This window comes from Tabrizicola sp. (assembly GCF_016792905.1).
Classification (GTDB): domain Bacteria; phylum Pseudomonadota; class Alphaproteobacteria; order Rhodobacterales; family Rhodobacteraceae; genus Tabrizicola.
This window is the reverse complement of sequence record NZ_JAEULP010000020.1, coordinates 17099-40278: the sequence shown is the minus strand read 5'-3', so window position 1 is coordinate 40278 and position 23180 is coordinate 17099. Positions and strand designations below refer to the sequence as shown.

The 23180-nt window shown below is 67.1% G+C and carries 29 protein-coding genes and 1 tRNA gene; 14 read left to right on the top strand and 16 right to left on the bottom strand.

Annotated elements, in window-relative coordinates; all coding sequences use genetic code 11:
* Positions 1 to 63: 63 nt before the first annotated feature.
* Genes JNL31_RS03510 through JNL31_RS03490 form a run of 5 tightly spaced genes read left to right on the top strand, consistent with a single transcriptional unit; the run spans position 64 to position 3675 of the window.
* Positions 64 to 1050: an SPOR domain-containing protein gene (locus JNL31_RS03510; protein ID WP_294970039.1), complete on the top strand. Its 987-nt coding sequence runs from the start codon at positions 64 to 66 to the stop codon at positions 1048 to 1050.
* Positions 1047 to 2042, top strand: a complete 996-nt coding sequence (locus JNL31_RS03505; protein WP_294970037.1) for a glycoside hydrolase family 3 protein — start codon at positions 1047 to 1049, stop codon at positions 2040 to 2042. The genes JNL31_RS03510 and JNL31_RS03505 overlap by 4 nt, the downstream gene beginning before the upstream one ends.
* On the top strand, positions 2035 to 2826 hold the full coding sequence (locus JNL31_RS03500; RefSeq protein ID WP_294970034.1) for a ScpA family protein: 792 nt from the start codon (positions 2035 to 2037) through the stop codon (positions 2824 to 2826). Before JNL31_RS03505 ends, JNL31_RS03500 begins: the two co-directional genes overlap by 8 nt.
* A complete protein-coding gene (gene scpB / locus JNL31_RS03495) occupies positions 2826 to 3464 on the top strand; it encodes an SMC-Scp complex subunit ScpB (RefSeq protein ID WP_294970031.1) in 639 nt (212 codons plus the stop codon). The genes JNL31_RS03500 and scpB overlap by 1 nt, the downstream gene beginning before the upstream one ends.
* Positions 3465 to 3474: 10 nt before the next feature.
* Entirely contained in the window at positions 3475 to 3675 is a 201-nt protein-coding gene (locus JNL31_RS03490) for a hypothetical protein (RefSeq protein WP_294970028.1), read from the top strand.
* Here the strand turns inward: JNL31_RS03490 and JNL31_RS03485 are convergent.
* The 9 genes from JNL31_RS03485 to JNL31_RS03445 form a co-directional block, all read right to left on the bottom strand.
* Entirely contained in the window at positions 3653 to 4126 is a 474-nt protein-coding gene (locus JNL31_RS03485; RefSeq protein WP_294970025.1) for a hypothetical protein, read from the bottom strand. The two genes, JNL31_RS03490 and JNL31_RS03485, sit on opposite strands and share 23 nt — an antisense overlap.
* A 53-nt stretch (positions 4127 to 4179) precedes the next feature.
* The gene (locus JNL31_RS03480; RefSeq protein ID WP_294970022.1) at positions 4180 to 5259 is read right to left on the bottom strand and encodes a 2'-deoxycytidine 5'-triphosphate deaminase; all 1080 of its coding nucleotides are present in this window, start codon (positions 5257 to 5259) and stop codon (positions 4180 to 4182) included.
* 70 nt (positions 5260 to 5329) lie between these two features.
* Positions 5330 to 5407, bottom strand: a tRNA-Pro gene (locus JNL31_RS03475).
* A gap of 60 nt (positions 5408 to 5467) precedes the next feature.
* On the bottom strand, positions 5468 to 6124 hold the full coding sequence (locus JNL31_RS03470) for a MerR family transcriptional regulator (RefSeq protein WP_294970018.1): 657 nt from the start codon (positions 6122 to 6124) through the stop codon (positions 5468 to 5470).
* 9 nt (positions 6125 to 6133) lie between these two features.
* On the bottom strand, positions 6134 to 6436 hold the full coding sequence (gene ihfA, locus JNL31_RS03465; protein ID WP_137112158.1) for an integration host factor subunit alpha: 303 nt from the start codon (positions 6434 to 6436) through the stop codon (positions 6134 to 6136).
* 90 nt (positions 6437 to 6526) lie between these two features.
* On the bottom strand, positions 6527 to 7495 hold the full coding sequence (locus JNL31_RS03460; RefSeq protein WP_294970013.1) for a beta-ketoacyl-ACP synthase III: 969 nt from the start codon (positions 7493 to 7495) through the stop codon (positions 6527 to 6529).
* A complete protein-coding gene (gene plsX, locus JNL31_RS03455; protein ID WP_294970010.1) occupies positions 7492 to 8613 on the bottom strand; it encodes a phosphate acyltransferase PlsX in 1122 nt (373 codons plus the stop codon). Before plsX ends, JNL31_RS03460 begins: the two co-directional genes overlap by 4 nt.
* A gap of 23 nt (positions 8614 to 8636) precedes the next feature.
* Complete coding sequence (gene rpmF / locus JNL31_RS03450; RefSeq protein WP_294970007.1) at positions 8637 to 8843, bottom strand: 50S ribosomal protein L32; 207 nt, start codon at positions 8841 to 8843, stop codon at positions 8637 to 8639.
* 183 nt (positions 8844 to 9026) lie between these two features.
* On the bottom strand, positions 9027 to 9605 hold the full coding sequence (locus JNL31_RS03445; protein WP_294970005.1) for a DUF177 domain-containing protein: 579 nt from the start codon (positions 9603 to 9605) through the stop codon (positions 9027 to 9029).
* 212 nt (positions 9606 to 9817) lie between these two features.
* Between JNL31_RS03445 and bamE the strand changes: the two genes are divergently transcribed.
* Positions 9818 to 10240 (top strand): outer membrane protein assembly factor BamE, encoded by a 423-nt coding sequence (gene bamE / locus JNL31_RS03440; protein WP_294970002.1) that lies wholly within the window; start codon positions 9818 to 9820, stop codon positions 10238 to 10240.
* 9 nt (positions 10241 to 10249) lie between these two features.
* Here the strand turns inward: bamE and msrB are convergent, their stop codons facing one another.
* Positions 10250 to 10645, bottom strand: a complete 396-nt coding sequence (gene msrB / locus JNL31_RS03435) for a peptide-methionine (R)-S-oxide reductase MsrB (RefSeq protein ID WP_294970000.1) — start codon at positions 10643 to 10645, stop codon at positions 10250 to 10252.
* 55 nt (positions 10646 to 10700) lie between these two features.
* Here msrB and JNL31_RS03430 point away from each other — a divergent pair, with 55 nt between their 5' ends.
* Complete coding sequence (locus JNL31_RS03430; RefSeq protein ID WP_294969998.1) at positions 10701 to 11426, top strand: GNAT family N-acyltransferase; 726 nt, start codon at positions 10701 to 10703, stop codon at positions 11424 to 11426.
* A gap of 103 nt (positions 11427 to 11529) precedes the next feature.
* Here JNL31_RS03430 and JNL31_RS03425 read toward each other — a convergent pair whose 3' ends face one another.
* Positions 11530 to 11913: a hypothetical protein gene (locus JNL31_RS03425; protein ID WP_294969995.1), complete on the bottom strand. Its 384-nt coding sequence runs from the start codon at positions 11911 to 11913 to the stop codon at positions 11530 to 11532.
* Between the two features lie 346 nt (positions 11914 to 12259).
* Here JNL31_RS03425 and JNL31_RS03420 point away from each other — a divergent pair, with 346 nt between their 5' ends.
* Positions 12260 to 12691, top strand: coding sequence for a hypothetical protein (locus tag JNL31_RS03420; RefSeq protein WP_294969992.1), 432 nt, complete (start codon positions 12260 to 12262; stop codon positions 12689 to 12691).
* Between the two features lie 11 nt (positions 12692 to 12702).
* Here the strand turns inward: JNL31_RS03420 and JNL31_RS03415 are convergent, their stop codons facing one another.
* From JNL31_RS03415 to JNL31_RS03400, 4 genes are all read right to left on the bottom strand, one after another.
* Positions 12703 to 13236, bottom strand: coding sequence for a DUF4157 domain-containing protein (locus tag JNL31_RS03415; RefSeq protein WP_294969989.1), 534 nt, complete (start codon positions 13234 to 13236; stop codon positions 12703 to 12705).
* A 277-nt stretch (positions 13237 to 13513) separates the two neighbouring features.
* Complete coding sequence (locus JNL31_RS03410; protein WP_294969986.1) at positions 13514 to 14494, bottom strand: methyltetrahydrofolate cobalamin methyltransferase; 981 nt, start codon at positions 14492 to 14494, stop codon at positions 13514 to 13516.
* 14 nt (positions 14495 to 14508) lie between these two features.
* Positions 14509 to 15426 (bottom strand): methylenetetrahydrofolate reductase, encoded by a 918-nt coding sequence (locus JNL31_RS03405; RefSeq protein ID WP_294969983.1) that lies wholly within the window; start codon positions 15424 to 15426, stop codon positions 14509 to 14511.
* Between the two features lie 41 nt (positions 15427 to 15467).
* Positions 15468 to 15770: a virulence factor gene (locus JNL31_RS03400; protein WP_294969981.1), complete on the bottom strand. Its 303-nt coding sequence runs from the start codon at positions 15768 to 15770 to the stop codon at positions 15468 to 15470.
* Positions 15771 to 16052: 282 nt separating this feature from the next.
* On the opposite strand from JNL31_RS03400, the gene JNL31_RS03395 reads away from it, so the two are divergent.
* Both JNL31_RS03395 and JNL31_RS03390 read left to right on the top strand, forming a co-directional pair.
* The gene (locus JNL31_RS03395) at positions 16053 to 17195 is read left to right on the top strand and encodes a Ppx/GppA phosphatase family protein (RefSeq protein ID WP_294969978.1); all 1143 of its coding nucleotides are present in this window, start codon (positions 16053 to 16055) and stop codon (positions 17193 to 17195) included.
* Positions 17192 to 17950, top strand: coding sequence for an RlmE family RNA methyltransferase (locus tag JNL31_RS03390; protein ID WP_294969975.1), 759 nt, complete (start codon positions 17192 to 17194; stop codon positions 17948 to 17950). Before JNL31_RS03395 ends, JNL31_RS03390 begins: the two co-directional genes overlap by 4 nt.
* A gap of 123 nt (positions 17951 to 18073) precedes the next feature.
* Here JNL31_RS03390 and JNL31_RS03385 read toward each other — a convergent pair whose 3' ends face one another.
* Positions 18074 to 18643, bottom strand: coding sequence for a DUF882 domain-containing protein (locus tag JNL31_RS03385; RefSeq protein WP_294969972.1), 570 nt, complete (start codon positions 18641 to 18643; stop codon positions 18074 to 18076).
* Between the two features lie 431 nt (positions 18644 to 19074).
* On the opposite strand from JNL31_RS03385, the gene JNL31_RS03380 reads away from it, so the two are divergent.
* The 4 genes from JNL31_RS03380 to JNL31_RS03365 are packed head-to-tail and all read left to right on the top strand — an operon-like array spanning position 19075 to position 23177.
* Complete coding sequence (locus JNL31_RS03380) at positions 19075 to 20598, top strand: L,D-transpeptidase family protein (RefSeq protein WP_294969969.1); 1524 nt, start codon at positions 19075 to 19077, stop codon at positions 20596 to 20598.
* A 28-nt stretch (positions 20599 to 20626) separates the two neighbouring features.
* On the top strand, positions 20627 to 21712 hold the full coding sequence (locus tag JNL31_RS03375; protein ID WP_294969966.1) for a UDP-3-O-(3-hydroxymyristoyl)glucosamine N-acyltransferase: 1086 nt from the start codon (positions 20627 to 20629) through the stop codon (positions 21710 to 21712).
* Complete coding sequence (locus JNL31_RS03370; protein WP_294969963.1) at positions 21709 to 21984, top strand: acyl carrier protein; 276 nt, start codon at positions 21709 to 21711, stop codon at positions 21982 to 21984. The genes JNL31_RS03375 and JNL31_RS03370 overlap by 4 nt, the downstream gene beginning before the upstream one ends.
* The gene (locus JNL31_RS03365; RefSeq protein ID WP_294969960.1) at positions 21981 to 23177 is read left to right on the top strand and encodes a beta-ketoacyl synthase; all 1197 of its coding nucleotides are present in this window, start codon (positions 21981 to 21983) and stop codon (positions 23175 to 23177) included. The genes JNL31_RS03370 and JNL31_RS03365 overlap by 4 nt, the downstream gene beginning before the upstream one ends.
* Positions 23178 to 23180: the final 3 nt, after the last annotated feature.

Genomic DNA, 23180 nt, shown 5'->3' with positions numbered 1-23180 from the left:
CCGGCCCGGGATGAGGCGTGAATGCGAGGGGCGGATCAACCACCCCGCAGGCAGGGGCAGCAGATGGCGGACGCGGACTATGACTTCGGCGGCGGCTTCTCATCCGAGAGGCAGGCTCCGCGACAGGGCGCGCGGGAGGCCGTGACGACCGAAAAGCTGCAACGCCGGATCAACCTTGCCGGGGGACTGACCTCGCTCGCCCTGGTCGTGGGGCTGGGGGTCTGGGGCTACAAGCTGGCGGTACGCGACGTGAACGGGGTGCCGGTCATTCAGGCGCTGGACGGGCCGATGCGGATTTCCCCCGCCGATCCGGGGGGCGAGATCGCCGACAACCAGGGGCTTGCCGTGAACACCGTGGCCGCCGTGGGCATCGCCGCCCCGCCGCCGGAAAAGCTGGTGCTGGCTCCGCGCCCGGTGGAACTGGCGCCCGAGGATACCGCGGGTCTGGGCGGAACGCCGATGCCGGGATTGTCAGAGGCTTCCGCCCCGGCGACGGCGCTGACGGCGGACCCGGACCTTGCCCTTGCAGCGGCTCCGGCGACCGAAAGCGCCAACCCGACCGAGGTGGCGGTTGACGCCGCGCTAGCCGAGGCGCTGGGGGAAATTCCGGGCGATGCGGCCGTGGTCGATGATGTGACGCTGGCCGAAGAGATGTCGGAGCCTGCCCCCGAGGGGGCGATCACCGTCTCTCTCCGGCCGAAGGCCCGGCCCGATGCGCGGCAGGCGGCTGCGGCACCTGCGCCGGAGGAAGCTGTGGCCTTGGCCGCGGTCAACGAGGTGGATCCCTCGACCATCGCGCCGGGCACAAGGCTGGTGCAGTTCGGCACCTTCGACACGGCGGAGGAAGCGCGGGCGGAATGGGTGCGGTTGCAGGGTCGCTTTGGCGAGCTGATGGCGGAGAAGGCGATGGTGGTGCAACCGGCGGAAAGCGGCGGGCGTACCTTCTATCGCCTGCGCGCGCATGGCTTCGAGGGCGAGGATGACGCGAGGCGGTTCTGCTCGGCGTTCGTCAACGAAAACGCCGTCTGCATTCCGGTGCCGCAGAAATGAGCGTGGGGTCCGGTGCGACGATCTTCGGCTGCGCCGGGCCGAAGCTGCTGCCGGAGGAGCGGGCGTTTTATCGCGACGCGGACCCATTCGGCTTCATCGTCTTTGCCCGCAACATCGAGGACCCGGCGCAGGTGCGCCGCCTGACCGCCGATCTGCGCGAGGCGGTGGGGCGGGATGCGCCGGTGCTGGTCGATCAGGAAGGTGGCCGGGTGCAGCGGCTGCGCGCGCCGCATTGGCGGGAATGGACGCCGCCGCTTGATACGGTGGATGGAGCGGGGTCGGTCGAGGCGGCGGAGCGGATCATGCGGTTGCGCGCCTCGGTGATGGCGGCGGAGCTTCGCGATGTGGGGATCGACGCCGACTGTATCCCGACGCTGGACGTGGTGCGCCCGGAAACGCATCCGTTCCTGATGAACCGCTGCTATGGCCGCGACCCGGTGACGGTGGCGCGGATCGGGCGGGCGGTGGCCGACGGGCTGATGGCCGGGGGCGTTCTTCCGGTGATGAAGCACATGCCGGGGCATGGGCTTTCCCATGTCGACACCCACCACGACCTGCCGACGGTGGATGTCTCGCACGAGGAATTGACGGCGGTGGATTTCGCGCCGTTCCGGGTGCTGAATGACTTGCCGATGGCGATGACCGCGCATCTGGTCTTTGCGGCGCTGGATGCGGAGCGCCCCGCCACGCAGTCACCGGAGATGATCCGGGTGATCCGCGAGGAGATCGGGTTCAAGGGACTGCTGATGTCCGACGACCTGAACATGCAGGCCCTGGCGGGGACGCTGGGCGAGCGCGCGGCGCGAACCATTGCGGCTGGGGTGGATATCGCGCTGCATTGCAAGGGCGACATGGGCGAGATGGTCGAGGTTGCGGCTGCGGCGGGAAGGATGGGACCGGCGGCGCTGGCCCGGGCCGAGGCGGCGGTCGCGGCACGGCGCGTCGGCGCGGTGGACGTCGCACAGGTGCTGGCAGAGCTCGCGCATGGCTGAGGAAGACGCCTGGGACCAGCCCGAGCGCATCTCGCCCGAGGACCGTCTCGCCGCCGAGGCGTTGATCGTCGATGTCGACGGGTTCGAGGGGCCGCTGGACCTGCTGCTGACCCTGAGCCGGACGCAGAAGGTGGACCTGCGGAAGATTTCCGTCCTGAAGCTGGCCGAGCAATACCTGGGCTTTGTCGAACGGGCGCGGACGCTGCGGATTGAACTGGCGGCGGATTACCTGGTGATGGCGGCCTGGCTCGCCTTCCTGAAGTCCCGGCTGCTGCTGCCGCCGGAGCCGGGGGAGGATGGGCCGTCGGCGGAAGACCTTGCCGCACATCTGGCGTTCCAGTTGGAGCGGTTGCAGGCGATGCGCGACGCCGCCGCCCGGCTGATGGGACGCGACCAGCTGGGGCGGGATTTCTTTGCCCGCGGGGTGCCGGAGGACCTGACGCATCACCGCAAGGTCAGCTGGACGGCGACGCTTCTGGACCTGATGCGCGCCTATGCGCAGATCCGGACCAAGGACGAGTTCCGGCCCTTTGTGCTGGACCGCGAGAACGTCTACACGATGGAGCAGGCGCTGGAGCGCATGCGGGGGCTGATCGGCTATGTCGGCGACTGGGCGACGCTGGTGAGCTTCCTGCCGGAGGGCTGGGACGCGACTCCGATGGCGCGGCGGTCGTCGCTGGCTTCGCACTTTGCCGCCGTGCTGGAAATGGCGAAGCGCGGGCAGGTGGTGCTGCGGCAGGGCGAGACCTTCGCGCCCATCGAATTGCGCCGGAAGGACGGATGATGCCCCAGGACGAGGAAGACAGCCTGTTCGACGCCCCGCCGATGGGCGAGCAGGAGCGGATGGTGGAGGCGATCCTGTTCGCTTCCGCCGAGCCGGTGACGCTGGCGGAGCTGGAGGCGCGGATGCCGCATGGCGCGGATCCGGCGGAGGCGCTGGTGCATCTGAGGCGGCGCTATGAGGGGCGGGGGGTCACTCTGGTGAAGGTGGGCGATGCCTATGCCTTCCGCACCGCCGCCGACCTGGGCTTCCTGATGCGGCGCGAGACGGTGGAGACCCGGAAGCTTTCGCGCGCGGCCATCGAGACGCTGGCTATCGTGGCCTATCACCAGCCGGTGACGCGGGCGGAGATCGAGGAAATCCGGGGGGTTGCGGTCAGCCGGGGGACGGTGGACCAGTTGATGGAACTGGAGTGGATAAGGCTGGGGCGGCGGCGGATGACGCCTGGGCGGCCGGTGACATTCGTGGTGACGGAGACCTTCCTGGATCATTTCGGGCTGGAATCCGCGCGCGACCTGCCGGGGCTGAAGGAGTTGCGGGCGGCTGGATTGCTGGACTCGCGGCCGCTGCCGGGGCAGGCTGCGACGGGGGACGAGGAGGACGAGGCCCAGGTCGGGCAAAGCGAGCTGTTCGAGGATTGAGGGGGCGGGAATGAACCTGAATGGCCTGTTCAACATGCTGGCGAAGATGCTGGTCCGCAGCGCGATGGATGCGGGCGTCAACTATGCCGCGCGGCGGGGCAAGCCCGAGGCGGAGATGACGCCGGAAGAGCGCGCGCAGGCGAAGCGGGCACGCGACCTCGCCGGGCGGGCAAAGCAGGTGCAGAAGGTCACTCGGCGGCTCTGGCGGTAAGGCCGCAGGGACGGGTGAGGCCGAGCGAGATGAGCGTTGCCGACAGGGGGGCGGGCAGGGCAAGGCCGGACTGGATGTAAAGCCCCGTCGCCAGCCGGTCATCCAGCCGGGTCAGCCAGGTGACGGTCAGGAACGGTGCGGGCGGCAGGCGCGAGACATAGGTGTCGACCGACCCCAACTTGCCCCCGACGAAGGCCTGGAGGCTGTCGGACAGCGCGTCGACCTCGGCCTGCGAGGCCCGCCAGCGCATCGGCTGGGGGTTCGGCATCCCGGCGCCCGTGACCTGCACGAGGGTAATCCAGCCGTCGTTCAGCGCCACCGAACAGAAGACCGCATGATCCGGCGAGGAATCGGGCCAGACCTCGAAAGTCAGGCGGTTGGCACAAACCTCTGATGCCGCAACCGTTACGGCGAGGCAGATCGCCAATCCCGTGGGTCCCGCATGCCGCATCGACCCCTCCCGGTCGTCCGGGCGTTGCCTGCGAGTCTAGCATGGTATTGGCTTCACGCCGACCGGAATTGCTTGGCGAGCTTGAGGCCCTGCCCCTGGTAGTTCGAAGCGATGCCCGCACCGTAGAGCGTTTCGGGGCGTTCGCTCATCCGTTCATAGACCAGACGCCCGACGACCTGACCGTGTTCGAGGACGAACGGGGCCTCGTGGCAGCGCACCTCCAGCACTCCGCGCGATCCGGCACCCCCGGCGGCGGCGTGGCCGAAGCCCGGATCGAAGAAGCCCGCGTAATGGACGCGGAATTCGCCGACCATGGCGAGGTAGGGGGCCATCTCGGCGGCGTAATCGGGGGGAATCGTCACCGCCTCGCGGCTGACGAGGATGTAGAAGGCGCCGGGATCGAGGATGATGCGGCCGTCGCGGGAATGCAGTTCCTCCCAGAAATCCGACGCCGGGTAGTGGCCGATCCTGTCCAGATCGACCAGTCCGGTGTGCGGCTTGGCGCGGTAGCCGACCAGAGTGCCTTTGGCGGGCTTCAGGTCGACCGAGAAGCCAAGGCCTTCGGAGATCACAGCCTCGCCCGAGACGAGCGGTTCGGCGGCGTGGAGGGCGGTCAGTTCGGCGTCGGTGAGGACCGCCTGTCCCCGGCGGAAGCGGATCTGGTTCAGGCGCTGGCCTTCGCGCACGAGGACCGAGAAGCTTCGCGGGCAGACCTCGGCATAGAGCGGGCCGGTATAGGCGTCGGGGATACGGTCGAATTCCGTGCCGCCATCGGTGATCGTGCGGGTCAGAAGGTCCAGCCGACCGGAAGAGCTTTTGGCGTTCGCGACCGCCGTGACGCCATGCGGCAAGGCCAGCCGTTCGGCGAGGGGAATCACATAGACGCAGTTCTTTTCCAGCACGGCCCCGCCGTCGAGGCGCACCTCGTGCATGGTGAATTCGTCCAGCCGTTCCTGCACGGTCCGGCCATGACCGGCGAGGAAGGACGCGCGGACGCGGTAGGCCACCGGGCCCAGCCGCAGGTCAAGGCTGGCGGGCTGCAACTGGTCGTCGCGGATCGCGGGGGTGGCCGCAAGCGCGCCTTGGGCAATCAACTGGCGCAGGGCCTGCGCGGGCAACACTCCGGATGTCATCGCGCCGTCCCTCCGACTGCCAGATATGAAACCGCCCGCGCTGCCATGGGGCAGGCGGGCGGGTTTTCGATGGTCGGGCCGGAGAGATTCGAACTCTCGACCTCCCGCCCCCCAGACGGACGCGCTAACCAGGCTGCGCTACGGCCCGACACGGGGCGATACATAGCGGTATTCCGGGCCGGTGCAAGCAGGAAAGCGCATGATCCGGTCAGCCGTTGCGGCCTTCGGAACGTTCGGCGAGACGCGCGCGCAAAGCGGACAGTCGGCGGGCGATCTGGGCGATCTGGGACTGGTTCCTGCGCAGTCCGCCGCGTGGCAATGCCCTGATCAGGCTGGCAAAAGTGGTATCGTTGCGCAGCGTCGGCTTCTTCGGCGGGGCGGGCACGGGTGCCGGCTCGGCCCGCGAGAGGGCCGGAGGCGTGTCGAAGAGCGGCAGGCCCGACTGCTCGACCGGGGGACGGGCGCGGGATGGTGGGGCAGGTTCGGGGTCGGCGTCCTCGATGGCGATGAACCCAGCTTCCGGCACGTCGTCCAGTGCATCGGTGGCTTCGGCTATGACAGGAGCCGGGGCGGTCAGATCGCCGACACTGACCGAATCGTCCGTCAGCCCGGCGACATGGCGCACACCATGGTCGCGCAGGATCTTCTGCACCCCGCGGATCGTCAGCCCTTCGTCATGCAGAAGTCGCTTGATCCCGGTCAGCAGCGCCACATCGGCGGGGCGATAGTAGCGCCGCCCCCCGGCCCGCTTGACCGGCTTGATCTGCGGAAACCGGCTTTCCCAGAAGCGCAGCACATGCGCGGGGGTATCCAGAACCTCGGCAACCTCGCTGATGGTGCGGAAGGCGTCGGGCGACTTGTCCATCCGCCGCCCTTAGCGCTTCTTCCCGGCGGCCACGCGATCCTTCATCAGATGCGAGGGGCGGAAGGTCAGGACGCGGCGCGGAGAAATCGGAACCTCTTCCCCGGTCTTCGGGTTGCGCCCCACCCGGGCCGTCTTCGAGCGGACCGAGAAGGTGCCGAAGGAGGAGATCTTCACCGTCTCGCCCGAGGCCAGCGCATCGGACATGTGTTGCAGGACCGCTTCGACGAGATTGGCAGATTCGTTGCGGCTGAGACCCACTTCACGAAACACCGCTTCGCTGAGGTCCATCCGGGTCAAGGTCTTCTCGCTCATCGCATCCCCCCACGAGATTTATCGCGCGAGGATGGGCCGGATGGATTTACGAGTCAATATCAACCACTTGGAACGCGCCGTTAAAGGCGATTACCAGCGCAGGACGACCGATCCCCAGGCCAGGCCGCCGCCGATGGCCTCGGTCACGACCAGGTCGCCCGGCTTGATCTGGCCGCGCGCCTTGCCGACCGAGAGCGCGAGGGGGATCGAGGCGGCGGAAGTGTTGCCGTGGTCCTGCACGGTGACGACGACGCGGTCCATCGGGACCTGCATCCGTTTCGCCGTGCCCTCGATGATGCGGATATTGGCCTGATGCGGCACGATCCAGTCGACATCCTCGCCGGACAGGCCTGCCTTCTCCAGCGCCTTGTGCGCGGTTTCGGCAAGCTTTTCAATGGCATGGCGGAAGACTTCCTTGCCTTCCATGATCAGGTGCCCGGTGGTCCCGGTCGAGGTGCCGCCGTCGACGTAGAGGATGTCCTTGTAGCGCCCGTCCGAGTTGAGGTCGGTCGAGAGGATGCCGCGGTCAGCGGTGGTGCCCTGGCCTTCGGTGGCCTCAAGCACGACAGCCCCGGCGCCGTCACCGAAAAGGACGCAGGTGCCGCGGTCCTTCCAGTTCATCAGGCGCGAGAAGGTTTCGGCGCCGATCACCAGCACCCGCGTCGCCTGGCCCGAGAGGATCAGCGCGTTGGCGTTGGCCATGGCGAAGACGAATCCGGCACAGACGGCCTGGACGTCGAAGGCGAAGCCCGAGGTCATGCCAAGCGCGTTCTGCACCATGGTTGCAACCGAGGGGAAGGTGAGGTCGGGGGTGGAGGTCGCGACGATGATCGCGTCGATCTGGGTGGCGTCCAGTCCGGCGTCCGCCAGGGCAGCCGTCGCGGCGCGGGTGGCGAGGTCGCTGGTCAGCTGGCCCTCGGCCGCGAAATGCCGCCGTTCGATGCCGGAGCGGGACCGGATCCATTCGTCCGACGTGTCGACGATGGCTTCGAATTCGGCGTTGGGGACGACGCGGTCGGGCAGGTAATGCCCGACGCCCCTGACTGCGGCGCGTATCATGCGGAAGGATTGCCTCCGGTCCCGGCCGTATCGGCCCCCACCTGCGCATCCTGCCCCGCGGCTTCGGCGGATGCAACCCGCGCTGCAAGCCGTTCCAGGAAACGCACTTGTGCCAGCTGGTAGGCAAGGCCGATGGCGGCCGCGATCCCGGTGGCATCGGCCGAGCCGTGCGACTTGACCACGGTGCCGTTGAGGCCGAGGAACACGCCGCCATTCACCCGCCGCGGGTCGATCCTGAGTTGCAGGCGTTTCAGCGCGCCCCGGGCCAGAACGGCGCCGACCTTGGCCATCAGGGTCGAGGTCAGGGTCTGGCGCAGGAGATCGCCCACCAGCCGCGCGGTGCCCTCGATGGCCTTCAGCGCGACATTGCCGGTGAAGCCGTCGGTGACGATCACGTCCACGCGGTCGGACAGGATATCGGTGCCTTCGATGAAACCGACATAGTCGAAGCTTCCGGCCTCGGTGCTGCGGGAGAGGAGCGCGTTCGCCTCTTGCAGCTCGGCCCGGCCCTTGTGCTCCTCGGTGCCGACGTTCAGGAGGCCGACGCGGGGGCGGGAGATGGCAAGGCCATTGCGGGCGTAGGATGCGCCCATGAAGGCGTATTGCAGCAGATCCTGCGGGTCCGCCTTTACGTCGGCGCCCATGTCCAGCATGACGTTCAGCTTGCCAGGAGTGGGCGTCGGGAAGAGGCTTGCGATGGCCGGTCGGTTCAGGCCGGGCAGCTTGCGCAGGCGCAGCATCGAGACCGCCATCAGCGCGCCGGTGTTGCCGCAGGACACGGCCGCTGCCGCCTCGCCGTCCCTGACCGCGTCGATGGTCGACCACATCGAGGTGCCCGCACCGTGGCGCATGACCTGTGCGGGCTTGTCCTCCATCGTCACCACGCGGTCGGCATGGCGGAGGGCGACACGCCGGGTGAGGTCGGAATGCCGGGCGAGCAGCGGCAGGAGCAGCGCCTGGTCGCCGTGCAGGATCACGTCCAGGCGGGGATGCTGGGCGATGGAATCAACCAGACCGGCAACGACGGCTGCCGGCCCGCGATCGCCACCCATGGCGTCAACCGAAATGACTACGCGCTCAGGGGCCGTGACAGACGCAGACTCGGGTCCGGTGGCCATGGGTCAATCGCGCGGGGCGTGGCTTACGCCGCGTCCTCGTCGACGTCGACTTCACGCGCCATCGAGACGACTTCGCGCGAATCGTAGTGGCCGCAGGCGCTGCACACATGGTGCGGACGCTTCAGCTCGCCACAGTTCGGGCAATCGTTCGGATTCGCGGCAACCAGGGCGTCATGCGCACGGCGCATGTTGCGGCGGGATTTCGTGGTGCGGTTCTGCGGGACAGCCATGTCTCAACCTTCGGGCAGTGGGGACATGCCCCGGATTTCCTATGTGATTCAGCACCGTTACCGCCCCTACGGGCAATACATTACCGATGCTGCTTCACAGCTTGAATGAGGCGCGGAACATACTCGGATTTCCGGTCGGCGCAAGCCCCTTTTCGCAGGTGCAAAGCGGGTGCGGACGGGACGTCACCGCTCCTCGTCCGAGCCGGATTCATCCTTGGCCTGAAGCCGTTCGGCAAGGCCTTGCAGACCGGCGAAAGGCTTCAGATCGGCATCCTTGAGCGGCGCTATTCCATCGGCCGCGTGCAGTGCCGGGGCGAACTCTGCCCCCGGCGCGCGCGGATAGAGCGGCAGGGCCAGCGACAGGGCTTCGGCGGCGACCTCGGCAAGGTCGATCACCTCGGGCATCGGCTCCACGGTGTCGTCCTCGGGCATTTCCGCCTCGTCGCCCTCGGGATCGGATAGCCCGGCGACATAGCGGCGGCGGACGGATTCGGCGATCCTGGCCGGAACCGGAACCAGGGTGACACTGCACGCCTGGTCGGCCGAGGCTGTCAGCACCGCCTCCAGCAACAGCTCGTCGCGCCCGACCGGCCTGATTTCGCCTGTCAGGTCCAGCGCATGCAGCGCGAGAAGTCCCAGATCGGAGGCGATGGCGGCACGTTCGTCACGGTCCGGACGATAGCTGAACCGGGTGGGTTTGCGCGGGCTGAGCGTGCCGGTGCGAAACCGGGTGGGGCGGGGTTCGGTGGACGGATCGGGCATCGCGGCGCTTTCGGAGGCTGGCCGTCCCTGTCAGGGTCCGGCGTTCCATTCTTGAACAAGGGGCAGATAGTCTGTTATCCGGAAAGCCAAGGGTTTTGAAGAACCCGCGTCGGCAGACGGCGTTTCAGCGGGGCATGAGGGCGGGCATGGCAGATTTCCGGTTGTCTCGGTCGTTTCGGGCGGCCCGCCAGGCTTCGCGCAAGCAGTGCCTGATGCTGGTCATGCTCGCAGCGGTTTCCGCCTGCGCGCCGGTCTACCGCAACCACGGCTATGTGCCGAGCGAGGAAGAGCTGGCGCCGGTCGAAGTGGGCACCGACACGCGCGAGACTGTGGGGCAGAAGATCGGCCGCCCCTCGACCTCTGGCCTTCTGAACGATGTCGGCTGGTTCTATGTTCAAAGCCGCTACAAGGAGTTCGGCCCGCGACAGCCGAAGGAAGTTGACCGTCAGGTCCTGGCAGTCACGTTCAACGAGGCCGGCACGGTCGAGAACATTGCCCGCTACGGGCTGGAGGACGGTCGTGTCGTCGAAATCTCGCGTCGGGTGACGGAGACCAACGTCAAGGGCATGTCCTTCATCCAGCAGATCCTGGGCAATTTCGGGCGCGTGCAGGCGAGCGACTTCCTGGGTGAATAGGCCTGGCGCCTATTCCTCTGCTTCGAACTTCAGCGCGACCCCGTTGATGCAGTAGCGCAGGCCGCCGCGGTCCCGCGGGCCGTCGGGGAAGACATGGCCCAGATGCGCGGCGCAGCGCGGGCAGTGGACTTCCGTCCGCACCATGAAATGACTGCGATCCACCTCTTCCTCAACCGCTTGCGGCGAGATCGGCGCCGTGAAGCTGGGCCAGCCGCAGCCGGAGTCGAATTTTTCTTCCTGGTCGAACAGGGGGGCGCCGCAGCAGACACAGCTGAAAGTGCCGGCCTCTTTCGGGAATCCGGGGTGCGAGAAGGCACGCTCGGTTCCGTGCTGGCGCGTCACCCGGTAGGCGCTGTCCGTGAGTTGTTCCTTCCATTCCGCATCGGTCTTGACGATCTTGTCCATGCTGGGTCTCCTTTGACCCTGTAATCTAGGCGCGGCGGGCGCGGGGGAAAAGGGCGTGGAGCCAATTCGCAAGGGCGGGATGGTGGCGAGGCTGGCGCAGGGGGCGGCGGATACGGGCCGGGTCATGGCCTTCCGGCGTGCGGCCTTTCCCCGGGCCTCGGGGGCGGAGGAGGACGCGCAGGACGGGCTTTCGGCGCATGTGATAGTCGAGGGGGAGGGCGAGATGCTGGCCTATTTCCGGGTCATGCTGTTCGGCTGGGGCGCGGGGCTGTCGCAGGGCTATGCGGCGCGGTTCTACGATGTGGGGCCACTCGCCGGCTATGCGCGGCCGATCGCCGAGGTCGGGCGGTTCTGCGTTGCGCCGGGAGGGGTGCATCCGGATGTGCTGCGGCTGGCCTGGGGGGCGATGACGCGGATCGTCGATGAGGGGCAGGCGGGGCTTCTTGTGGGCTGTTCCAGCTTTCGAGGAGCAGGGTGGGAGGCGCACCGGGCAGGGCTTGCCTTGCTGGCGGCCGAGTTCATCGGGCCTGCGGAGCACCTGCCGGGCCGGAAGGCGGGGGAGGTGGTCGACTATCCCGCGCTGGTGGGGCCGGTGACGGACCGGCGGGCCTCGCTTGCCGGGCTGCCGCCCCTCCTGCGGACCTATCTGGGGATGGGGGGCTGGGTGTCGAATCACGCGGTGGCGGACCGGGAACTGGACACGCTGCATGTCTTCACCTGCGTCGAGGTGGACCGTGTTCCGGCGGCGCGGGCCGCCAGCCTGCGGGCGGTGGCGGGGTAGTGTCCACGGTGGACAGGATTTTGGGGTGAGGGATTTCAATGGGTTGGACGCGGGCGTTAGGGTGGTGTTAGGAATTGTCCGACCGCACGCGAGGCCACTTTCGCTAGCCGCCGCTGGTCATCCGGAAGCAGATTTCGCCGCGTTGGGCGGCGTAGCAGTCGAAGCCGTCATGCAGGCCGGTCGCCTCGAACGTGCCGAATGGGTCGTGGGCATGGCTGGATCCATCCTCGCCAAAATAGACATCGGCCATGCCGCCGTCCTTGATCAGGTAGAAGAACTGGCCGTAGTGCAGTGAGCCATCGGCGTTCGTCGTGACATCATGGAGGATGAGCACGGTGGAATCGGACTGATCGGCGAAGCACGGCCCGTCCATCATGTCCTTCGCGTCGACAGTCGCGCGGCAGGTGGCGTTGGGCGGGGCGTCCTGCGCCATGGCGGCACTGGCGCCGAGCAGGGCGAGGGCGGCGGTGAGGGGGCGGAGGGTCATCGGCAGCGTCTCCAAGGATCGAAACGACGGTTGGCGGGATTGAAGCCGGGCGATCCGGCCTGTGTCAATGCGGCGAACCCTACCTCATACGAAGGGCGAACCAGGCTGAAGCCGATGGTCATTTCATCGGTCAGCGATGGCGGGCGCGGCGTCTGCGCGCAAGGGACCCGTCCGCGCGTCAATTTGGTGGCTCGCCTGTGCGCACTGGGATAGTGCTAGGATTCCATGATGATGTTCAGACCGCGAGAGTGCAGTTCAATCCCGTAGTACTGAGCAGGAGCTGCGGAATGTGGTCCAGACTGCGAAGTCTATTGGCACCCTACTGGCCAAGACACTGAAGGCCCTGATGCTTTTGGTCGCGGTAGTCGTCTGTGTGGATGTCATTGGTGCGTTGACGGTTGGCTATCCGCCGGCCCTCGCCCTTGTCCTGCACGAGTTGCCGTTCATGGGTAAGAGCTTCAGCAAAGTGGAGTGGGCAGAGGCCGGAACGGGTTGCAGAGGCTTGTCCGATTGGGAGTGCGAGGAACAGCAATCCGCCTGCCTGCGAGGGCCAATGGTCCGGGACTTGGTGCGAGCGCACATCGCTCTTGGAGAGGCAACCCGGCAGGGAGTACTGGACCTGCTTGGTCCGACAAAGGGCCGTGTCAAGATCGAAGGGCAGACCTGCGACGACTACAATCTGGGCATGTGCAGCGGGTTGGGGTGGGACTACGATTCGCTTTATGTTTGTTTCGCTGGAGATGGGACCGTTTCGGCGGCGGGGCACGTTCAGCATTGAACTTGATTGGGTCAGCCGCCGCCATGCAGCGCCTTGAGGGCAGTGCCGACGGCATAGGCCTCGCGTTCGACGGCCTCATGGTCTCGGACATAGGCACGGGCGAAGGCGTAGACGCCCCAGGCGCGAAATTGCTCGGCGTGCTTCACCTCGTGGCCCCAGAGGGCGACGTTGTTTTCGGCGTCCCAGGCGTCGGCGAAGGTTATGGTGTCGATGGTGGTGATGGCCGTCGCCTCGCCATAGCGCAGCGAGAAGGACTGGAGCGTGGCGTTGTCGGTCGCGCCGACGCGGTAGGTGATGCTGTCGAGGAGGTCGGCGGGGTAGAGGGGGAGGAGTGCGTCGCGGATGCGCGGGGGCATGGGCAGGGTGCCCGCCTGCCGCGCCTCGTCCCGGGACTGCCGGAGCGCGCTGGCGAGGGCGGAGGCCGCGAGGTCGAGGGCGGCTTCCGTTGCTGCGCCGCCGTCGAGCGGCAGGCCCAGGCCGAAGTCCTGCGCAGCGGCGGGAACGATGGCAATCAGCCAGAGAGCTGCGACGACGGGTGCCTGCATCTGTGCCTGCCTTGGTGGGGCTTGCCAGGGAAGGTGCCAAGGCTGCGGGGGCCTTGCAACCGGCGTTCCGTGCGGTGCCGGAAAGGTGAGCGGGCTGGTTGGCTGCGGGACGACTGTCAAAAGGAGCGCGTTCCGCGCGAAGTCCTTTTGTCTCGTGGTCTTGCGTGAAGGACGCAAGACCGCTCGGACGTGCCTCCGGCGGGGATATTTGAGGACAGATGAAGTTGCAGGGAAAGCAGCCCCCCCGGCTGGCGGGAGGGCAGGAAAGATCGGAGGCTTAGCCGCGACCGCGACGACCACCGCGGCGGCCGCTGGCAGCCTGGGCGGCGGCGGCGGAGGCGTCGGCGAAGCTGAGGCCGCCTTCGACGGCTTCCAGCACCTTGGCGAAGCGGATCCATTCGCCGCCGTTCGCGTCGTGGTTCATCAGGAAGTTGGCGGCGCGGATCGCCTCCATTTCCTGCTGGCGGACCGGGTTCATGATGGCGGAGGTCATGCCCGCGCCGATCGCCATGGGCAGGAAGGCGCCGTTGATGCCGTGGCGGTGCGGCAGGCCGAAGGAGATGTTCGAGGCGCCGCAGGTGGTGTTGACGCCAAGCTCTTCCCGCAGGCGGCGGACGAGGGCGAAGACCTGCTGGCCGGCCGAACCCATCGCGCCGACCGGCATCACCAGCGGATCAACGACGATGTCATGCGCGGGGATGCCGAAATCGGCGGCGCGTTCAACGATCTTCTTCGCCACGGCGAAGCGGACGTCCGGGTCCTGGCTGATGCCGGTGTCGTCGTTGGAGATGGCGACGACGGGAACGTTGTATTTCTTCACGAGCGGCAGGACGAGTTCCAGGCGCTCCTCTTCCCCGGTGACGGAGTTCAGGAGCGGGCGGCCCTCGCAGGCCTGAAGGCCCGCTTCCAGCGCACCGGGGACCGACGAGTCGATGCACAGCGGCACGTCGACAGTCTGCTGCACGATCTCGATCAATTGCTTCATCAAGGGCGGCTCGACGAAGTTGTTGTCGGCGTAGCGCGGGTCGACGGCCATCTTGTTGGTGAAGACCGCGCCGGAGTTCACGTCGAGGATCGTGGCGCCGCAGGCGACCTGTTCCAGCGCGTCCTTGATCACGGTCTCGAAATTGCCCGCTTCCATCTCGGCCGCAAGCTTCTTGCGCCCGGTGGGATTGATGCGTTCGCCGATCACGGCGAAGGGCTCGTCAAAGCCGATGATGACGGTTTTCGTTTTGGATTCAACGACAGTGCGAGTCATTTTAAACCTGTTGGTTAGGCGGTTGCGCTGGCCGGAACGCCCGAGGCGCCGCCGTTTTCAGTGACCCACTGGGCATTGGTCTTGATGCCGCCGAGGGGGAAGAAGTGGACCTGCTCGATCCCGAACGCGGGGTTGGCGGCCTTGTGGGCGGCGAGGCCTTCCAGCACTTCGGTGGGTTCATAGGGCAGGAGGAGCTTGGTCACGTCCATCGCGCGCTTTTGCAGGACACGGAGCGAGGGGCCGACACCGCAGGCGATGGCGAACTTGATGAGCGTTTGCAGCTTGGCGGGACCGGCGATGCCGATGTGGACCGGAAGCTTGACGCCCTCGGCTTGCAGGCGGTTCACCCAGTCGATCACCGGCTGGGCCTCGAAGCAGAACTGGGTGGCCATGGCCATCTGCGCGTCGGTGCGTTCCATGAAGGCGGATTTCCAGCGCGCGGCTTCCATGACCATGCGGTCGGAGCCATCGGGGTCGATGTCCTTGTTGCCTTCCGGGTGGCCCGCGACGTGGAGCCGGGTGAAGCCGGAGAAGGCACCGGATTCAAGGAGTTGCATCGAGGTGCTGAAGTCGCCCATGGGTTGCGCGACGCCGCCAGCGAGGAGGAGCCCCTGCTTGACGCCCACGTCCTTGTAGCGGGCGACCCAGTCGGTCAGAGTGGCCCTGTCCTTGATGATGCGGGCCGGGAAATGCGGCATCACGTCGAAGCCTTCGGCGCCAATGCGCTTGGCGGTCGCCACCATGTCCTTGATCGGCGTGCCCTCGATATGGGCGATGTAGACCCGCGTGCCCTTGGGCAGGAGGGCGCGGAAGTCTTCCACCTTTTCGGCGGTGCGGGGCATGACCTCGATGGAGTAGCCTTTCAGGAAGGGTTCCAGCGTGCCGGTTGCGGGAGTGGCTTCTTCCTTGCGGCGGAAATTGAACAGGGCCATCACGGTCTCCTTGAGGGTAGAAGGCGGGGGCAGGGTCATGGTCAGGCCTTGGCCCAACCTTCGGCGTCGATGAGCCGCTTCAGCGCGGCGGTGTCGAATTCGGCTTCCAGGCGGGCGGCTTCCGCGGCGGCGATGGCGTCGGGCTCGCCCTCGACCTCGCCCGACGGCGCTTTCCGCCATTCGGCGAGATAGCTGTCGGTGTCACGGGCGCCGACCTTCATGGCGCAGCGGTCTATGGCCTGTTCGAAGCGTTCGGAAAGCTGGATCTTGGCTGCGCGCCGGCCCTTGCCGACGATGACCTGGGCCGGGATGTCGCGCCAGTAGACAATGGTGACTTCGGCCATGATCCAGTGATTCCCTTGCCCGGCGTTGACCCTGTTGATAGTCGCCGATCCCCGACAGGCAGTGTCGGTTTTCGACATGGCGAGGGCGGGATGCGACCCCTGCACCCGCTCTGCCACCTTGTCGCAGATACCATGGGGATCTGCGCGGGGCGACGGGATGCGATGTGAAATATCTTCATGAACAAGGTGAACCCGGTCAGGTCCGGCGAGCGGGTCGATGGGCGCTTGCGTGGGGGGGCGAAGCCGACTACCTTCGGCCCCAACCACAGATGGAGGGCGGTCATGACGCCCGAGCGTCCCCGTAGGGCGGACGCGACTGACGCGCTGGTCGAGGCGCCTTCGGGCGTTTCCCGTGCCGATGACCCGTCAGCCCTGCCCGACTCCAGGTCGGCTCCGCTTTATGCGGCGCTGGATCTGGGAACGAACAGTTGCCGGATGCTGATTGCCCAGCCGCTGGGCAGTCAGTTTTCGATCGTCGACAGCTTCTCGAAATCGGTGCAGCTGGGCGTGGGGCTGGAGGCCTCGGGGCGGCTGTCGCGGTCTTCGATGGTCCGCACGATCCAGGCGCTGCGCATCTGCGAGAAAAAGATCGAGAAGCATGGCGTGCGCCGGATGCGGCTGGTGGCGACCGAGGCCTGCCGCCGGGCGCGCAACGCCAAGGACTTCATCCGGCAGGTGCGGCGCGAGACCGGGCTGGCGCTGGAGATCATCGCGCCCGAGGAAGAGGCGCGGCTGGCGGTGATTTCCTGCGCGCCGCTGGTCAACCCCTCGACCGAGCAGCTTCTGGTGGTGGATATCGGCGGCGGATCGACCGAGCTGGTGTGGATCGACCTGTCGGCGGTGGCGCCGGTGGACCGGCCGCGGGCGATCATGCGGCTGCACATGGGGTTCGATGCGCAGGGCGAGGGGGCCGTGGCGCGGGTGGTGGACTGGATTTCGGTGCCGCTGGGGGTGGCGACGCTGAAGGACCAGTTCATCGACGTCGATGACGACGCCGCGCGCTTCGCGCTGATGAGCTGGTTCTTCGAGGAGAACCTGGCCAGCTTCAGCCCCTACAATGCGGAAAACCCGCGGGCGGGGTTCCAGATCATCGGCACCTCCGGCACGGTGACGACGGTGGCGGCGTCGTTCCTGAACCTCAAGCGCTATGACCGGACCAAGGTGGATGGCTTCCAGATGACCTCGGACCAGATCGACCTGGTGATCCGGGACTACCTGGCGCTTGGGCCGGAGGGGCGGCGGACCGACCCGCGCATCGGGCGCGACCGCCATGCGCTGATCATGTCGGGCGCGGCGATCCTGCAGGCACTGATGCGCATCTGGCCGACGGACCGCTTGTCGGTGGCCGACAGGGGGCTTAGGGAGGGGCTTCTCTACGCGCAGATGAGCGCGGATGGCGTGCTGGCGGACGGGCCCTACACATGACGGAAAAGCCGAATTCGGGGCGCGGGCAGCGCGAGTTGCGGGTGCGGGTGAAGACCGCCAAGGGGCGGAAGCTGTCCTCGACCCTGTGGCTGGAGCGGCAGCTGAACGATCCCTATGTGATCCGGGCCAGGAAAGAGGGCTACCGGGGCCGCGCCGCCTACAAGATCCTTGAGCTGGACGACAAGTATGGTTTCCTGAGGCCGGGCGCGCGGGTGGTCGATCTTGGCTGCGCGCCGGGCGGCTGGTGCCAGGTGGCGGTGGTGCGGGTCAACGCGCAGGGGCAGAACCCGAAGAAGCCGGTGGGAACGGTCCTGGGCGTGGATCTGCAGGAAGTGGAGCCGATTTCGGGCGCCGAGATCCACCAGCTGGACTTTCTGGCCGAAGAGGCGGACGACAAGGTGAAGGGCTGGCTTGGCGGGCGGGCCGACGTGGTGATGTCGGACATGGCGGCGGCGGCGTCCGGCCACAAGGCGACCGATCACCTGCGGATCGTGGCGCTGGTCGAGGCGGCGCTGGCCTTTGCCTTCGACGTGCTGGAGGACGGCGGAACCTTCGTTGCCAAGGTGCTGGCGGGGGGCGCCGAGAACGAGATGCAGGCGATGCTGAAGAAGAACTTCAAGAAGGTGGCGAATGTGAAGCCGCCTGCGAGTCGGGCCGACAGTTCGGAAAAGTTCGTGGTGGCGATGGGGTTCCGTGGGCGTCAGGTGGACGGTGGCGCGGGGCAGGACGACCCGGAGGTGGGTCCGCTGGGCTGATGCCCTTCACCCCGGCCCTCTCTCCCCGGGGAAGGGGACGCCTTGCGCTGCTGGTAAGGCAATCGATAAAATCCAAATGAAAAAGGCGCCCGAGGGCGCCACTTTTCATCGGGGGTGCTGGCTTCAGCCGCCCCAGCTGCGGACCGGGCCGCAATCCATGTGCACGAAGTTCGAGCGTGAATACTTGCCGACGCCGCCCGAGGCACAGGCCGCTGCGGCCTTGGCCATCTGCCCGACCGAGCGCGACTGAAGCCGCAGGTCGGCCGCCTGGCCCTTCATGTGCAGCGAGTTCTTCGCCACGCCCTTCGAATGCGACCGCAGCATGGCGTTGGTCTTCGGCGACCGGTAGCCCGACAGGAGCATGTAGGGCTCGCTGACATCCATCAGCCGATGCGCAGCTGCCATGATGTCGAAATTGCGCGGGTCCATCTTGACCACGTCATCGGTGCGCCAGTCGCGCATGAAGTGGTTGATTTCAGTGACGACTTCCGGGATGTATTCGCCTTCGATCCAGTAGATCGTGTCGATGCTTTCGCCGGTCCGACCGGAATACATGCGGATTCTGCGGATGTCGCCTGCGCCCTTGAGAAGCCCGAACGCGTTGGTGTAGGTCGGTGCCGCCACCAGTGCCGTCGCCGCGAACGCACCAAGAATTCCGCGCCGCGAGACGCTGTTAAGCTGAAGGTCCGTCATTCTAACGTCTGTCCCCGTGCTGTCTTCGACTGCCGTTTCGCAGCGTTTGTGCAACTTCTTCCCCAAGTGCAGCATCCTTATTGCACAAGTCGAATCGAAGCCCAAGCGCCGATTGCCCAGCTCCGGGGGAGCACAACCTGAATCGGCAAATTTTTGCTGAACGCCCGTGAAATGCAGCCGGTGTTGTGCTTCTGCATCGGTTTTGTCGACAACTGTTGCCTTTGGGGACACAGTTCAGGGCTGGAAATCACAGGTTCGGCTTTGTGAATGGACAGGGTTTGCAGTTGTGCGCAAACATGGCAGGAAGGGTTCAAGCTATTGAGATAGAGGGTTGAATGGATTTTCCCGCCTTGCGCAGGCTGCCTTCCCGGACCCTGCCCCGGACATTGCTTGTATCGCTGTCTCTGGTTCTGACCCAAAACCTTGCCCCGATGGCTGTGGCGCAGACGGCTGCCTTCACCCAGTCGCTGGCTGCGACCGCTTCGTCCGACGAGGCGATTGCCGAATGGTACCGCAGCACGGCCTATGACACGCTGTGGACCGGCGCCGATGACGTGGCCCGCCGGTCGGCTTTCCTGACCGCGATCGCGACGGCGAAGGACCATGGCCTGCCGGTCGCACGCTATGATGCGGCGAAACTGACCCGGGCCTTGCAGAGTGCGGAAACCGAGGGCGACCGGGGCCGGGTGGAAGTGGAGATGACTCGGGCCTACCTGGCCTGGGCGCGGGACCTCACCTCGGGCGCGCTGGAGCCGAAGGAGGTCGATTCCGGGATCGTGCGAGAGATCAACCGGATTGATCCGAAGGTGCTGCTGGCCCGCATCGCAAACGGCGACCCGGAGGCCGTGCTGGCCTGGCTGGAGCCGAAGTCGGTGGAGTACCTGCAGCTGATGAAGGCCAAGCTGGGGCTGGAAGCACTGGTCGCGGCGGGAGGCTGGGGCGAGACGGTCGCCGCGTCCCCGGTACAGCCGGGCGACACGGGGCCTGCGGTGATTGCGCTGCGCGACCGGCTGGTGCGGATGGGCTACCTCGCGCCAACGGCGAGCGCGAGCTATGATCGGGCGTTGCAGGCGGCGGTCACGTCGTTCCAGCTGGACCACGGGCTGACCCCCGATGGCGCGGCGGGCGAGGGGACGGTGGCCGAGATCAACATCGGCCCGGAAGAGCGGCTGAAATCGGTGGTCGTCGCGATGGAGCGCGAGCGCTGGATGCACATCGACCGCGAGGCCAAGCATGTCTGGGTGAACCTGCCGGACTTCCGCGCCAAGATCATCGACGGTGGCAAGACCATCTTCGAGACGCGGGTGGTGATCGGGAAGAACGTGCCCGACCAGCGCAGCCCCGAGTTTTCCGACGAGATGGAGCATATGGTGATCAACCCCTCCTGGGGGGTGCCGCGGTCGATCATCGTCAAGGAATACCTGCCGCTCCTGCAGCAGAACCCCAATGCCGTGGGGCATCTGCAGGTGGTGGACGGGCGGGGCCGGGTGGTGTCGCGCGGGTCGGTCAACTTTGCCGCCTACAACGCGCGCAACTTTCCCTATGCGCTGCGCCAGCCGCCGTCGGACGGGAACGCGCTGGGGAAGGTCAAGTTCATGTTCCCGAACCCCTACAACATCTATCTGCATGACACGCCGTCGAAGTCGCTGTTCGACAAGGAAGTGCGGGCCTACAGCCATGGCTGCATCCGCGTGGCGGATCCGTTCGACCTGGCGCATGAGCTTCTGTCCTGGCAGACCGACAATGCCGAGGCCGAGTTCGAGGCGGCACTGAAGACGGGGCGCGAGACGACGGTGAAGCTGAAGCAGTCGTTGCCGGTGCATCTGGTCTATTTCACCGCCTATCCGGACCAGAAGGGGCGGATGACCTATCGCCGCGACATCTATGGGCGGGATGCGGCGCTGTGGGGCGCGTTGCAGGCGGCCGGGGTGGAACTGGCGGGCGTTCAGGGCTAACACTGGGCCTGACGCTGCCGGGGGAGCCATGGGCCACAGGATCGGTGACATTGCGAAGGCGCTCGGGGCCGAGGCCGAGGGCGACCTGGACCTGGTGGTCACGGGCGCATCCGAGCCGCAGGCGGCGGGACCGGACAGGTTGGCGCTGGCGATGGACCCGCGCTATGCCGACGGGATCGGCAAGGGCCGGGCGCTGGCGGCGGTGGTCTGGCCGGGCGCGGACTGGCAGGCCATGGGACTGAAGGCGGCGATCTTCGCACCGAGAGGCCGTCTGGCGATGGCGGGGCTGACGCGGCTGATGGACCAAGGCCCGGCGATTGCGCCCGGTGTGCATCCTTTGGCGGTGGTGGACCCGTCGGCGCGGCTGGGCGAGGGGGCGGCAATCGGGCCCTTCGTGGTGATCGGTGCGGGGGTGGTGATCGGAGCGCGGGCGCGGATCGCCTCACATGTCTCGATTGCGGAAGGCGCGCGGATCGGGGCCGGGGCGCTGATCCTGCAGGGCGCACGGATCGGGGCGCGGGTCGCGATCGGCGAGCGTTTCATCTGCCAGCCGGGCGCGGTGATCGGAGCGGACGGGTTCAGCTTCGTGACGCCGGAAAAGTCCGGGGTCGAGGAGATCCGCGAGACCCTGGGAAGCCGCGCCGAGATCAGGGACCAGAGCTGGACGCGGATACATTCACTTGGGGCCGTAACCATTGGGGATGACGTGGAAATCGGCGCGAATGTGTGCATCGACCGGGGCACGATACGGGATACGGTTATTGGTTCGGGAACCAAGCTCGACAACCTTGTCCACATTGGCCACAACGTGCAGGTCGGGCGGGATTGCCTGTTGTGCGGGCAGGTCGGGATCGCCGGCTCGGCCCGGATCGGCGACCGAGTGGTGCTGGCCGGACAGGTGGGCGTCAATGACAATATCTTCGTCGGCAATGACGTGATCGCGGGCGGCGGGACGAAGATCTTCACCAACGCCCCGGCGGGGCGGGTGCTTCTGGGCTATCCCGCGGTCAAGATGGAAACGCATGTCGAGATCCAGAAGGCCTTGCGCCGGTTACCGCGGCTGGCGGGGCGGGTGGCGGCGCTGGAAAATGGTGGCCCGGAGCGCGAGCGGTGAGCGCGTCGCGGGCAGAGATCGAGGCGGCGGTGGTGGCCATCCTGGCGAAACAGCTGCTGCTTTCGCCCGGCGAGGTTGCGGCGGATGCGCGGGTCGACGAGATGGGCCTGGATTCGCTCGGCAAGGTCGAGGCGATCTTCGGGCTGGAGGAACGGTTCGGAATCGCGATCCCGTTCAACGCCAACGAGCCGGACCAGCCGGATTTCGACTTTTCCTCGGTCCCGAGCATCGTGGCGGGCGTCGAACGGCTGATCGCGCAGAAAACCGCATGAGGCGGGTTGTCGTCACCGGCTTTGGCACGGTGAACGCGCTGGCGCTGGACGGGCCGGGAACCTTGCAGGCCTTCCGCGAAGGACGCTGCGGGATCGGGCAGCTTGGGTTTCGCGATGCGGAGCGGCTGACGATCCGGATCGGGGCCGAAGTGAAGGGCTGGTGGGGCGAGAACCATTTCCTCGTGAAGGACCTGCCGCTTTACGACCGGGTTGCACAATACGCGCTGGTCGCCGGGGCCGAGGCGATGGCGATGGCCGGTCTTCCCCAGGGGTTGGGGCCGCGGGGCGGCGTGATCCTGGGCACGGCGGCGGGGGGGATCCGGACCTGGGAGGACAGCTATCGCGCGGTGTTCGCCGAGGGGCGGAACCGGGTGTCGCCACTGGTGGTGCCGCGGCTGATGCACAACGCCCCGGCGTCGCACCTGTCGATCCGCTTCGGGCTGCAGGGGCCGGTGCTGGCGGTCTCTTCGGCCTGTGCCAGCGCCAACCATGCAATGGGGCTTGCGTTTCAGCAGATCAGGGCGGGCGCTGCGGATGTCATGCTGACCGGGGGCGCGGAGGCGATGCTGTGCTTTGGCGGGATCAAGGCCTGGGAGGGCCTGCGGGTGCTGGCGCCCGATGCGTGCCGACCGTTCTCGCTGGGCCGCAAGGGGATGGTCATCGGCGATGGCGCCGGGGTGCTGGTCTTCGAGGCGGAGGAGCACGCCCGGGCGCGCGGGGCACGGGTGCTGGCCGAAGTGGCGGGCGTCGGGATGACGGCCGATTCCGGAGATATTGTCGCGCCCTCCGCGGATGGCGCCGCGCGGGCGATGCGGGCGGCATTGCAGGACGCCGGGATGGCGGTCGGAGACGTCGACTATATCAATGCGCATGGCACCGGGACGCTGGCGAACGACCGGGCGGAAACTGCGGCGATCCGGGAGGTGTTCGGCGATGCGCCGCCGCCGGTGTCGTCGACCAAGTCCATGCATGGCCATGCCATCGGGGCGACGGGCGCGCTTGAGGCGATTGCCTGCCTGATGGCGCTCACCGAGGGGCTTTTGCCACCGACGCTGGGCTATCTGGCGGCCGACCCCGACTGCCCGCTGGATGTGGTGCCAAACGTGGCTCGGCCGGCGCGGGTGCGGGCAACGCTGTCGAATGCCTTCGCCTTTGGCGGGTTGAATGCGGTGCTTGCGTTCCGGGCCGCCTGAACA

Bases quoted from the DNA above. Each gene is read 5' to 3' on its own strand.
- JNL31_RS03510 (WP_294970039.1), top strand. From the start codon at position 64: ATGGCGGACGCGGACTATGACTTCGGCGGCGGCTTCTCATCCGAGAGG.
- JNL31_RS03505 (WP_294970037.1), top strand. From the start codon at position 1,047: ATGAGCGTGGGGTCCGGTGCGACGATCTTCGGCTGCGCCGGGCCGAAG.
- JNL31_RS03500 (WP_294970034.1), top strand. From the start codon at position 2,035: ATGGCTGAGGAAGACGCCTGGGACCAGCCCGAGCGCATCTCGCCCGAG.
- scpB (WP_294970031.1), top strand. From the start codon at position 2,826: ATGCCCCAGGACGAGGAAGACAGCCTGTTCGACGCCCCGCCGATGGGC.
- JNL31_RS03490 (WP_294970028.1), top strand. From the start codon at position 3,475: ATGAACCTGAATGGCCTGTTCAACATGCTGGCGAAGATGCTGGTCCGC.
- JNL31_RS03485 (WP_294970025.1), bottom strand. From the start codon at position 4,126: ATGCGGCATGCGGGACCCACGGGATTGGCGATCTGCCTCGCCGTAACG.
- JNL31_RS03480 (WP_294970022.1), bottom strand. From the start codon at position 5,259: ATGACATCCGGAGTGTTGCCCGCGCAGGCCCTGCGCCAGTTGATTGCC.
- JNL31_RS03470 (WP_294970018.1), bottom strand. From the start codon at position 6,124: ATGGACAAGTCGCCCGACGCCTTCCGCACCATCAGCGAGGTTGCCGAG.
- ihfA (WP_137112158.1), bottom strand. From the start codon at position 6,436: ATGAGCGAGAAGACCTTGACCCGGATGGACCTCAGCGAAGCGGTGTTT.
- JNL31_RS03460 (WP_294970013.1), bottom strand. From the start codon at position 7,495: ATGATACGCGCCGCAGTCAGGGGCGTCGGGCATTACCTGCCCGACCGC.
- plsX (WP_294970010.1), bottom strand. From the start codon at position 8,613: ATGGCCACCGGACCCGAGTCTGCGTCTGTCACGGCCCCTGAGCGCGTA.
- rpmF (WP_294970007.1), bottom strand. From the start codon at position 8,843: ATGGCTGTCCCGCAGAACCGCACCACGAAATCCCGCCGCAACATGCGC.
- JNL31_RS03445 (WP_294970005.1), bottom strand. From the start codon at position 9,605: ATGCCCGATCCGTCCACCGAACCCCGCCCCACCCGGTTTCGCACCGGC.
- bamE (WP_294970002.1), top strand. From the start codon at position 9,818: ATGCTGGTCATGCTCGCAGCGGTTTCCGCCTGCGCGCCGGTCTACCGC.
- msrB (WP_294970000.1), bottom strand. From the start codon at position 10,645: ATGGACAAGATCGTCAAGACCGATGCGGAATGGAAGGAACAACTCACG.
- JNL31_RS03425 (WP_294969995.1), bottom strand. From the start codon at position 11,913: ATGACCCTCCGCCCCCTCACCGCCGCCCTCGCCCTGCTCGGCGCCAGT.
- JNL31_RS03420 (WP_294969992.1), top strand. From the start codon at position 12,260: ATGCTTTTGGTCGCGGTAGTCGTCTGTGTGGATGTCATTGGTGCGTTG.
- JNL31_RS03415 (WP_294969989.1), bottom strand. From the start codon at position 13,236: ATGCAGGCACCCGTCGTCGCAGCTCTCTGGCTGATTGCCATCGTTCCC.
- JNL31_RS03410 (WP_294969986.1), bottom strand. From the start codon at position 14,494: ATGACTCGCACTGTCGTTGAATCCAAAACGAAAACCGTCATCATCGGC.
- JNL31_RS03405 (WP_294969983.1), bottom strand. From the start codon at position 15,426: ATGGCCCTGTTCAATTTCCGCCGCAAGGAAGAAGCCACTCCCGCAACC.
- JNL31_RS03400 (WP_294969981.1), bottom strand. From the start codon at position 15,770: ATGGCCGAAGTCACCATTGTCTACTGGCGCGACATCCCGGCCCAGGTC.
- JNL31_RS03395 (WP_294969978.1), top strand. From the start codon at position 16,053: ATGACGCCCGAGCGTCCCCGTAGGGCGGACGCGACTGACGCGCTGGTC.
- JNL31_RS03390 (WP_294969975.1), top strand. From the start codon at position 17,192: ATGACGGAAAAGCCGAATTCGGGGCGCGGGCAGCGCGAGTTGCGGGTG.
- JNL31_RS03385 (WP_294969972.1), bottom strand. From the start codon at position 18,643: ATGACGGACCTTCAGCTTAACAGCGTCTCGCGGCGCGGAATTCTTGGT.
- JNL31_RS03380 (WP_294969969.1), top strand. From the start codon at position 19,075: ATGGCTGTGGCGCAGACGGCTGCCTTCACCCAGTCGCTGGCTGCGACC.
- JNL31_RS03375 (WP_294969966.1), top strand. From the start codon at position 20,627: ATGGGCCACAGGATCGGTGACATTGCGAAGGCGCTCGGGGCCGAGGCC.
- JNL31_RS03365 (WP_294969960.1), top strand. From the start codon at position 21,981: ATGAGGCGGGTTGTCGTCACCGGCTTTGGCACGGTGAACGCGCTGGCG.